Raw genomic sequence first — 8,085 nt, forward strand, 5'->3', positions numbered from 1 at the left:
GTGCCTCATCCCGGAGGATCCGGGACGCCGCGATAATCCTCGGCCGGATCGCCCGCTCGGTCGTCTATTCAAGCGGAGCGACGATCGTCGGATGCTTGAACTGCGCGACGTCCAGTTTCGGCAGCATTCCGGTCTCCGCGTAGATGTCCAGCATCTTCTGGATCGCGGGGAAGTTCGGCGCTGCGCCTGGATCACGGCCGAAATCGTTGTCCTTGAGCAGGTAGGTCTCGAGCACCGGAATAGGCGCCTTCAGCACTTCATTGACGACCTTCAGCGTCTCCTCGCGGTTCGCCAGCGCCTTCTTCATGCCCGAGGTGATATCGCGGACATAGGCCTTGACCAGCTCCGGGTTCTTGTCGACGAAATCGGCGCGGCAGGCTTCCAGGATGTGCACGATGTTCGGCATGGCCTCCGACAGGGAGAACAGCTTCCTGGTGCCGCCCTTCGCTTCCGCGCGCGCAGCAAACGGCTGATTCATGTTGACCGCATCGACGCGGCCCTGCCGCAGCGCGTCCTCGGAGACTGCAAAGCCGACCTCGACCAGCTTGATATCCTTGGTCGGATCGACACCATTCTGCTTCAGGAGCAGATTAAACGGCCCTTGCGTGCCGCCACCGATCACGGAAATGCCGACCGTCTTGCCCTTGAGATCGGCGATCGTCTTGATGGGCGAGTCATCCTTGACGGCCCAATAGACCGAGAAACCGCCAGGCTTCTCGAACACGTGCTGCGCAACGATGTAGGCTTTGAGATTGCCGCCGACCACGCCATTGGAGAGCGACAAGGGCGCCTGCGTCGCGCAGTCCAGCGCGCCGGCTGCCAAGGCCTGCGTCATCGGCGCGGTGCCTTGAAACTGGGTCCATTCGATATTGTAGGTCTTGCCGAGATTGGGAAACTCAGCCGGACGGCGCATCATCCAGTATTTGGATTCCTCGGCTGGAATCGTCCAGCCGACCCGGATCGTCTGCTGCGCCCGCGATGGGCTCGCCGCCGCGCTCACCGCGGCCGCCGTCCCCAAAGCCAGGATCCACTTCGAAACGGTTCGCATCGTGCCCACTCCGCTGCTCCGGCGCCGACCGGCGCCACCCAACCCGACCGCCTCAAATGTTTCATGGTTCAAACAATCAGGCAAGCCATGCGAGCCGGGCGGTTTCGCCGTTAGGCGCGCAATGTATGGTAAAGCGACGTTGCGCTGCGACAGAAGGAGGCAACCTATGGCTGATGCGAGCAAGGCGAACCCGCAAGGCGTCGAGAGGCTTGGTTATCTCGGCCTGGGGCTGATGGGAACGCCGATGACCCGGCGCCTGCTCAAGGCCGGCTATCAGGTCACTGTTTGGAACCGTTCGGAGGGCAAGGTGGCTCCGCTCATCGAAGCCGGTGCCAAGCGCGCAGTCACGCCGCGCGATCTCCTGGTGAACTCAGATATCTCCTTCATGTGCGTGACCGATGCGGCGGCGGTCGAAGAGGTGATCTTCGGTCCCGAGGGGCTGGCAGCGGCGCCCGGCGCAGGCAAGCTTGTCGTCGACTTCTCGTCGATACATCCCGACGCCGCACGCGACCTCGCAAAGCGACTGAAAGACGCCAATGGCGCTGGCTGGATCGATGCACCGGTTTCCGGCGGGACGAAGGGCGCCGAGGAAGGCACACTCGCCATCATGGCGGGTGGAGAAGCGGCCGACATCGAGAGGGTGCGGCCCTACGTTCTGGCCATGGCGCGCAGATTCACCCACATGGGTCCCATCGGGGCCGGTCAGACCACAAAACTCTGCAATCAGGTCATCGTCGGCTGCGCGATGGCCGTCCTCGCGGAGGCCACGCGCCTGGCTGTCAACGCCGGAATTGACGCCAACCGAATACCTGAAGCGCTCGCCGGCGGCTTTGCGGATTCCATCCCGCTTCAGCTGTTCGTGCCGCGAATGGTCCAGGGCATTCACTCCCCGCCGCTCGGCCACATTGCCACGATGCTCAAGGATCTCGATACGGTTGCCGACGTCGCACGGGCGACGTCGACGCCAGTGCCGATGGCCTCGCTTGCGGGGCAACTTTTCAGGTTGGCCAAGGCCACGCGCGGCGCGGAAGCGGACGCGCTGGAGCTTTACAAGCTTTCAGCGGCAGAGCGCTAAGCCATCGAGCGCGACCTGAGCACGCTAAGGCGTCTTCTTGCGCTCGTCGTCCGCGAGAAATCGGCCGAACGCCCCTTGCGCGAAAAGCAGCGGCTCCTGCGTATTGTAGGTATAGGCCTCGACAGCGCCGAGAAAAATCACGTGGTCACCGCCATAATAGCGATTCACGGAGCGGCATTGAAAGTTGGCGACGCTCTCCGCAAGCACCGGCGCCCCGCCGAGGCCCGGCGTCCAGTCCACATCGGTGAACTTGTCGTCCGACGACTTGGCGAATTTGCTCGCAAGCGCCTGCTGCGAAGCGCCAAGCACGTTGACCGTGAAATGACTGGCGTTCTGGAAGATGGTCAGACTCGAGGAATAGACGACCAGGCTCCACAGGACCAGCGGAGGATTCAGCGAAACCGAGGCAAACGAATTGCATGTCAGCCCGTAGGGCTTGCCGTCAGGCGCTGCGGCCGTGATGATCGTCACGCCCGTTGCATAGGTTCCGAGGGCGTTGCGAAAGTCGCGGGGATCGATCTGCGAGCTATCGCTCGCGAACTCGTTGGCGGGATCAGGAACGCGCGGCTGCTTCGGCAGATCATTCATCAGCCGGCCTCACAACGTGAGATTCTCGGACGGCAGACCCAGCGCCACGCGTCCATAGTTGGTCCCGGCCGCATCGAAGTTGAATGCGAGATGCGAATTGATCGCGTGAGCATCGCGGAACTGCCGCTGCAACACACCGGTCGTGAACAGGCCGCGCGCGCCGCTCGCGGCAAACAGCATCGACACCGCGTCCGTACACAGGTTCACCGAAAAAGATCCGTCGCGACGATATCGGGTCTTGGTCGCCATGTCGGGGATGTGACCGCGCCGCGCGTCCTCCATGGCATCGAGGCACGCCGACCGCATGATCAGGCGTGCGGCGTCGATCTTCGCCGCGGCTTCCGCGATCTTGATCTGAGTGCTTTGAAAATCGCTCAGCTTGGCGCGGTTATAAGTCGAAATCCGGTGACGAGCGACCTCGATGTAATCGTCGAGGCAGGCCTGCGCATTTCCCAGGGCGACGCCGGAGAGGACGTATGGAAACAACGAAAACACGGGCAGCGCATACAGTGGATTTGGATTGACCTTGCTTCCCGGCGTCGGACCGCCTGAGAGCTCACCGACGGCGACGGTCATATGGTCGGCCACGAAGGCATCCCTGACCTCCACGTCGCAAGACCCCGTCCCACGCAGTCCCGCGACATTCCAGGTATCCAACACCTTGTAGTCGCCCTTCGGCAGCAGAAAGATCCGATACTCGATGCCGTCCGCCTCGTCTTCGGAGTAGACAACGCTTGCCAGCATATTCCATTCGCAGGAGGCAACGCCCGAGGAGAACGGCCAGCTGCCGTGCAGCCGGTATCCGCCCTCGACTTTCGTTGCGCGTCCGGCGGGAAAGATGAACGAGGACGCGATCAGCGCGTCTGGATCGCGGCCCCAGACCAGATCCTGTGCCTTCTGCTCGAACATGCCGAGCATCCAGTGATGGCTCGCCAGATTGGCGAGATTCCAGGCAACCGACGCATCGGCTTGTCCAAGCAGCTCTGCGCAGTCGACGAGAGCGACGTAGTCGAGCTCGGCGCCGCCAACCCGCGCCGGTTGGAGCATCCGGAACAGACCAGCGTCGTGGAGATCCCTCTCGGTTTCTAACGGCAGATGCCGCAGCTCCTCGGTTCGCGCCGCCCGCTCTCGTAGTTGCGGCACTAGGGCCCGAGCCTTCGCGATCATCGCCTCATGAGCGTGCTCGCCGGCGTCCGCCCCGGTGGGCTGACCCATGCTCGGCTTTCGACCAGGCGCCATTCGTGTCCCTCGCTTTCACGCATTTATGCGGCCGCGCCATCGTCAAATCAAGCCAATGCAATTGGCATCGCGACGCATCAATTCGCATGCCGGGCGCCATGAGGACTGACCGCGGAGGTTCAACCGGGCGCAGGGGGTTTACCCGAGCCAAAGACACCCTTCCGGGCAAACTCCGTGATCCGACGCTCGTCATGGCCGAGCATATCACGCAGGACATCCTCGGTATGCTCACCTAACAGGGGGGCTGCAACGGGATCGACCGCACCGGTGAGGCTCATGGTGATCGGCGGCTCGATGTTGGGCACCCACTCCGCTTTACGGTGCGGAATCCGGTTCAAGCGATGGCGCTCGCGAGCTTCGGGTGCGTTGAACCCCTCCTCCACCGTCCGGAGATAGCCGACCGGAATATTGGCCTGTTTCATCTTCGCCATCCAGTTCTCGAGCGTATCGCTGGCAAAGACCTCCGCGATGGCCGCACGCAGGAGCTCCTTGTTCTCGGAGCGGGCCTTGCGCGTGGCGAACTGCGGATCGGTGATGAGATCTGGCCGGTTCAGCACCTCGACCACGAGCCGGCGATAGAGCCGATCGTTGGCGCAAGCCATATAGAGCGGCCCATCGGAGGCCTCATAGACGCCGACGGTGGGAGACCCGCTGGGCGAATTGCCGAACCGGCCGGGATTTTCGCCGTTGATGAGATAGGCCATGCCGTAGAAGCCGGTCATCCCCATCGCAATATCGAACAAGGCGACTTCGACGTGTTGCCCGCGGCCGAGCCGGTCCCGCGCCAGCAGCGCCATCAGGATGGCGTTACAGGCAGACATCCCCGTGGCCATGTCCACGATCGGCGGCCCGGTACGAACCGCCGGGCCATCGGCAAATCCGTTGAGCGACATGAAGCCGCTCTCGGCCTGCGTGATGGGATCGAAGCCGGGACGCGAGGCGAACGGTCCGGAGCGCCCATAGGCGGAGATCGAGCAATAGACCAGCCGCGGATTGAGCGGCGCGACCGATTCATAATCGAGCCCGAACTTCTTCATGACCCCGCTGGAAAAGTTCTCGACGACCACATCCGCCTTGCGGATCAGATCCAGCGCGATCTCGCGGGCCTCCGGCACCGAAAGATCGAGCGCAATGCCGCGCTTGTTGCGGTTCAGGCTGAGATACGCCGCGCTTTCGCCGCCAATTTCGGCGTGCTCATAGGCGCGCGTGTCGTCGCCGCCGTCGGGGTTCTCGATCTTGATGACGTGCGCGCCGAAATCGGCGAGTGTCTGCGTGCAGGCCGGGCCGGCGACGACACGCGTGAAATCGACGACCAGCAGACCATCGAGCGCAGTCAGCCCTCCCGTCGCCCGCGGCGAACGTTCCGGCAATTGAGGCTTGTTGGGCATTGATGGTGCTCCCTCACATCGGCTTATGGCCGCCGAATTTTCTGCAAGAGCAAACTTAAAGCCCGGCGCCGCCAACTTCGCAAGTGCCGCGCTCGCATCGGCCCGAAATGCAGAAACGGCCCGGCAGCCGTCAAGCTGCCGGGCCGTTAGAGATTTTCCGAGCGTCGGAAGCACGCGCGCCTCGTGCAGCCATTCTAGCTTGCGAAAGTCACGTTCCGCATGACGGGAAAACCCGATGCAATTGTTCAGCGCAGCCACTTTCGCCAATAAAGGGTATGCGACCAGGCCCAGGGCGATTCGGGCTCGTGAAGCCGATAACCCGCACGGATGAAATTATTGGCAGATACCGGATTGTCCGTCGTATCGGAGACGATGCTGTCCCATCCGAGGCGTCGCGCTCGCACTTCGACCGCTCGCATCAGCCTGAGTTGAAGTCCCCCTCCCCAGTGCCGCTGCAAGACCCCGACCCGGCAGAAATATCCGCTGTTCCGCGCATGCGTCGACGGCACGACGCCGGCGAAGGCGACCGCGTCATCACCGCGGTAGGCGATCCACCACGCCCCCAAATCGAATTGCGGCATGGCGGCCCCATCGAAGAATGTCAGCCGATGCAGATCACCGAGAATCTCGGCGGTCTCGTCATCGTCCGCGTCGACGATCCGAATTCTGTACATGGGATAGCCTATTGGCGGGGGTAATCCACTGCGACTCAGAGGTGGTGGAGGCTCACTTGCCCAGCACGACTTTGACACCGAGCCAGACCGCCCCCATCAGGCCAGTCGCGAGCACCGTGATCACCGCCTTGAAGGTGTAGCTCTGCGCCTGTTCCACGCTCTTTCGCCAGCGCCGCAGGTGCTGGAAGTCAGCTCTGAGCTCTTTGCGGTCATCGTCCTCGATCCCGAACGAGGCCAGGACTGATGCCACCGCTTTCAAGACGATCGCGTCGACGCTCTCCTGCTGAACTCTTTGCTGCTCGGCCAGTGTCTGTGCGACAATGGCTCGAATCTCTTCGTCTTGAATTTTCACCGCTTGATGATCCTCGCAATGTTCTCGAATCCGCGCTTGGCGAAGTAGAATGAGACGACCAGGTTGGCGGTGATCGCCGCAAATCCCGCCAGAGCGTCCGTCGAGCCAAATCCAAGGACCTTGTCCCAGACCAGGAGCTTTGCGAAGTAGAGCGCCACGCAATAGCCCATCAGCTTGTCTGGCTCGTAGACGCGAGCGATATCAGATAGGCGGTCATCGTCTCTCCCCGAAAAAGAAATGCGCGGCAGATCGCGTGACGAAGCGCGATCGTTTCGGGCGCGAACCCTATCTCCGTGTCTCCGGAGACCGCAGCGGCGCGAGCAACAGGCCCAGCGCCGCGGGCCGGCACGTTCGCGCGTGCACGGCCAGCAATGGTTCGGACGGCGGCGCGCCGATCGGCGCTCCAAGTTTGACGAGTGCGTGGCCGCAATGCGCCGCCGCCGTCCGATTCAGAAATCGAAACGAAAAAACCCGCGGCGGATGTTGTCCGCGCGGGTGAACCAAACTCGTCTCGATGTTGTCATCATGCCGGTGTGTTGCCCGACGTGTCAAAGCCAAATTGAACGAGCCTGTGTTGAACAAGCCTCTGTTGAAAAAGCCTGTGTCAAACAAGCTGTGTTGAACGAAAAAGCCCGCTGCAGACTTCTCCGCGCGGGCTGAACCAAACGTCTTTCGATGATGCAATTCTGCCAGTGTTTTGCCCGACGTGTCAAACGAACTTGCAGGCGCGTCGAAAGTTAGCCGATCGGGAGGATCGGTCCATGACACCCAAGAGGACGTTACAGCAGACATCGCGTAGGCAGTCCGGAGACGAGCCGCGCCGCGACAAAAAGCGCGACACGCAGGACCCGATCATCGAAGATTCCGGCGAGACGCGGGACAGTGGTCGCGATCTCGGGCACGGCGAAGGCGGCACAATCAACCTTCCCGAAAAGCCTGGCGATTTGTCGAAGGACGATTAGGCGCGCCGGAACCTACCCGCCAGGCGGCGCGTTGATTCCTTCGTTGGAAGGAACGTACGCGCGATGAGCCACACTGTTCTGGTCGTTGATGACGATCCTGCCGTCCTCGATGTGATCATCGGTATGCTGGAAGATCTCGGCTGCGAGGTGGTCAGCGCCCAAAGCGGACCGGACGCACTCGACCGGCTCGAGCAGTACAAGGAGATCTCCATCCTCATCACCGATATCAACATGCCCGGCATGGATGGCCATGAACTGGCGGAGCTGGCAAAGCGAGTCCGTCCGGAGCTGAAGGTGCTGCAACTGTCGGGTCGCGAGCCCCGGCGCGGCGGCCTGCCGATGATCCGGAAGCCGTTCTCGTTCGAGGAACTCGCCGACGTCATGCAGCGAACCGCCGGCATTCGCTGAATCTGCAAAACAAAACCCGCAGCGGGCATCTCCCGCGCGGGGCGAACCAAACCCATTTCGATGATGCCATTATGCCGGTGTGTTGCCCGACGTGTCAACGCGGCGAACGCGGAAGAGCAAGCCCCTCCTCCCAGCTCAATATGTGGTGCGCAACGGGCTTGCTTCAAGTCCCCGCCTCTGCCGTAGAACCCCCGACCCAACAACAAGCCGAGGGGTCACGACATGCCTGTACTGCTTCCCACTTCCCGTTCGCGCGGCCGCACGGAGCGAACCCGCGCGGGGAACCCGGTGCTGAGCGAGCACGCCGTCGTGATTGCCGGCGGCGGCCCGACCGGGCTGATGCTGGCCGCC

General features: G+C 62.4%; 9 protein-coding genes and 1 pseudogene. 3 read left to right on the forward strand and 7 right to left on the reverse strand.

Annotated features, from left to right (window positions below; all coding sequences use genetic code 11):
• Window positions 1–64: 64 nt before the first annotated feature.
• A complete protein-coding gene (locus MOV74_RS06500; protein ID WP_246919110.1) occupies window positions 65–1,048 on the reverse strand; it encodes an ABC transporter substrate-binding protein in 984 nt (327 codons plus the stop codon).
• Between the two features lie 166 nt (window positions 1,049–1,214).
• Here MOV74_RS06500 and MOV74_RS06505 point away from each other — a divergent pair, with 166 nt between their 5' ends.
• Window positions 1,215–2,123, forward strand: coding sequence for an NAD(P)-dependent oxidoreductase (locus MOV74_RS06505; protein WP_246919112.1), 909 nt, complete (start codon window positions 1,215–1,217; stop codon window positions 2,121–2,123).
• A gap of 24 nt (window positions 2,124–2,147) precedes the next feature.
• Here the strand turns inward: MOV74_RS06505 and MOV74_RS06510 are convergent, their stop codons facing one another.
• From MOV74_RS06510 to MOV74_RS06535, 6 genes and pseudogenes are all read right to left on the reverse strand, one after another.
• Window positions 2,148–2,711, reverse strand: a complete 564-nt coding sequence (locus MOV74_RS06510; RefSeq protein ID WP_246919114.1) for a flavin reductase family protein — start codon at window positions 2,709–2,711, stop codon at window positions 2,148–2,150.
• Between the two features lie 9 nt (window positions 2,712–2,720).
• On the reverse strand, window positions 2,721–3,926 hold the full coding sequence (locus MOV74_RS06515; protein WP_246919116.1) for an acyl-CoA dehydrogenase family protein: 1,206 nt from the start codon (window positions 3,924–3,926) through the stop codon (window positions 2,721–2,723).
• Between the two features lie 143 nt (window positions 3,927–4,069).
• On the reverse strand, window positions 4,070–5,338 hold the full coding sequence (locus MOV74_RS06520) for a CaiB/BaiF CoA-transferase family protein (protein WP_246919118.1): 1,269 nt from the start codon (window positions 5,336–5,338) through the stop codon (window positions 4,070–4,072).
• Between the two features lie 245 nt (window positions 5,339–5,583).
• On the reverse strand, window positions 5,584–6,012 hold the full coding sequence (locus tag MOV74_RS06525) for a GNAT family N-acetyltransferase (protein WP_246919120.1): 429 nt from the start codon (window positions 6,010–6,012) through the stop codon (window positions 5,584–5,586).
• 52 nt (window positions 6,013–6,064) lie between these two features.
• The gene (locus MOV74_RS06530) at window positions 6,065–6,364 is read right to left on the reverse strand and encodes a hypothetical protein (protein ID WP_246919123.1); all 300 of its coding nucleotides are present in this window, start codon (window positions 6,362–6,364) and stop codon (window positions 6,065–6,067) included.
• A pseudogene (locus tag MOV74_RS06535) lies at window positions 6,361–6,558 on the reverse strand (hypothetical protein); the annotation flags it as partial. The pseudogene MOV74_RS06535 and the gene MOV74_RS06530, both read right to left, overlap by 4 nt.
• A gap of 567 nt (window positions 6,559–7,125) precedes the next feature.
• Between MOV74_RS06535 and MOV74_RS06540 the strand changes: the two are divergent.
• Together MOV74_RS06540 and MOV74_RS06545 are read left to right on the forward strand one after the other, a co-directional pair.
• Window positions 7,126–7,326, forward strand: coding sequence for a hypothetical protein (locus MOV74_RS06540; RefSeq protein WP_246919125.1), 201 nt, complete (start codon window positions 7,126–7,128; stop codon window positions 7,324–7,326).
• Window positions 7,327–7,389: 63 nt separating this feature from the next.
• Entirely contained in the window at window positions 7,390–7,734 is a 345-nt protein-coding gene (locus MOV74_RS06545; RefSeq protein ID WP_246919127.1) for a response regulator, read from the forward strand.
• Window positions 7,735–8,085: the final 351 nt, after the last annotated feature.

It is taken from the genome of Bradyrhizobium sp. SHOUNA76, from assembly GCF_023006445.1.
Lineage (GTDB): Bacteria > Pseudomonadota > Alphaproteobacteria > Rhizobiales > Xanthobacteraceae > Bradyrhizobium.

Excerpts from the sequence above, each read along its gene's own strand:
- MOV74_RS06500 (WP_246919110.1), bottom strand. The coding sequence starts at position 1,048 with ATGCGAACCGTTTCGAAGTGGATCCTGGCTTTGGGGACGGCGGCCGCG.
- MOV74_RS06505 (WP_246919112.1), top strand. The coding sequence starts at position 1,215 with ATGGCTGATGCGAGCAAGGCGAACCCGCAAGGCGTCGAGAGGCTTGGT.
- MOV74_RS06510 (WP_246919114.1), bottom strand. The coding sequence starts at position 2,711 with ATGAATGATCTGCCGAAGCAGCCGCGCGTTCCTGATCCCGCCAACGAG.
- MOV74_RS06515 (WP_246919116.1), bottom strand. The coding sequence starts at position 3,926 with ATGGGTCAGCCCACCGGGGCGGACGCCGGCGAGCACGCTCATGAGGCG.
- MOV74_RS06520 (WP_246919118.1), bottom strand. The coding sequence starts at position 5,338 with ATGCCCAACAAGCCTCAATTGCCGGAACGTTCGCCGCGGGCGACGGGA.
- MOV74_RS06525 (WP_246919120.1), bottom strand. The coding sequence starts at position 6,012 with ATGTACAGAATTCGGATCGTCGACGCGGACGATGACGAGACCGCCGAG.
- MOV74_RS06540 (WP_246919125.1), top strand. The coding sequence starts at position 7,126 with ATGACACCCAAGAGGACGTTACAGCAGACATCGCGTAGGCAGTCCGGA.
- MOV74_RS06545 (WP_246919127.1), top strand. The coding sequence starts at position 7,390 with ATGAGCCACACTGTTCTGGTCGTTGATGACGATCCTGCCGTCCTCGAT.